We start from the raw sequence: 987 nt of genomic DNA, 5'->3' as shown, positions 1-987 counted from the left end.
CTGTATGGTGAACATTTTTTCATTTTATACCTTTTGTATATAGAGGATTAATTAATTTAGCTGTCAACTCTTGCATTGCTACCAAGAAGAATGGTGCAGCAAACCCTCCAAGCATAAGAGCAATTGTTGAAACAACAACTTCTGATAATTTAACATGACTAAAGAATAATGTTGGCACTTGTTGTGTAAATCCACGAGCAGGATTAATCGCTGCTGTTCCAAAACAAATAGCACCCATTACATCAAAAGCAATAATAAAGCAGATAATTAAATCTCTATATTTATCTTTAATTGACTTAGTAAATATAGGTCATAAAAGAATTGAAGTAATTAACATTTCACCAAAGAATACTCACATAAAGGCAGTACCGTTATTTATTGTAAGTTTACCTGGGAAACTTGATTTACCCAACATATCAAAACCGTTAAATGGCACAACAGCTTCATAACTAGTTGTATTTTTTTCTAAATAATTCCCTTTAGCCATTCCATATAACATTAGCCCCGCAATTGTCGCCGCAACCATTTGTACAGCTATTTTAGCAAAACTATATCTATAAGTGTTAGCTCCTGTAATCATTCTATAAGTTGTAACTGCTGGATTTAAGTCACAAGATCATCTTAGGAAGAATAGTAGACAAGTACCAACAACTATAAATCCTGCGTATAACCCAACAAATACTGGGTTTAAAAAATAGTGTTCGGCTACATTACCATTTGGTAGAATAGCAGCAAGACCTGCAAGACCTAAAGACAATCAAATTGTCCCAAAAAATTCAGAAAGCATGTGGTGAATTCATTGTCTAACGCTTGTAGGTTCGTATTTAGCTTTATTTTTACGAGCACTTTTTGTAAATGCAAATTCCACAATATTTCCTTTCTTATTTCGTATAATATGGTTATTATTTTAAATAATATGTTTCTAAAAAGAAACTATGTTTATTTTACCAAAAAAATACAAAAATAAGATAAAAAAATAACCATATT

General features: G+C 31.1%; 1 protein-coding gene. It reads right to left on the bottom strand.

Annotation, left to right across the window (positions count from 1 at the left end; genetic code table 4):
* Positions 1-868, bottom strand: an 868-nt coding sequence (locus C4B24_RS04815; RefSeq protein WP_131599645.1) for an aquaporin, incomplete at its 3' end; no start/stop codon positions are given.
* Between the last annotated feature and the right edge of the window lie 119 nt (positions 869-987).

Source organism: Mycoplasma marinum (genome assembly GCF_004335975.1).
GTDB classification, from domain to species: Bacteria; Bacillota_I; Bacilli_A; order Mycoplasmatales; family Metamycoplasmataceae; genus Mycoplasma_K; species Mycoplasma_K marinum.
Note: the sequence above shows the minus strand (reverse complement) of the source record. Positions and strands in the feature narration are given on the sequence as shown.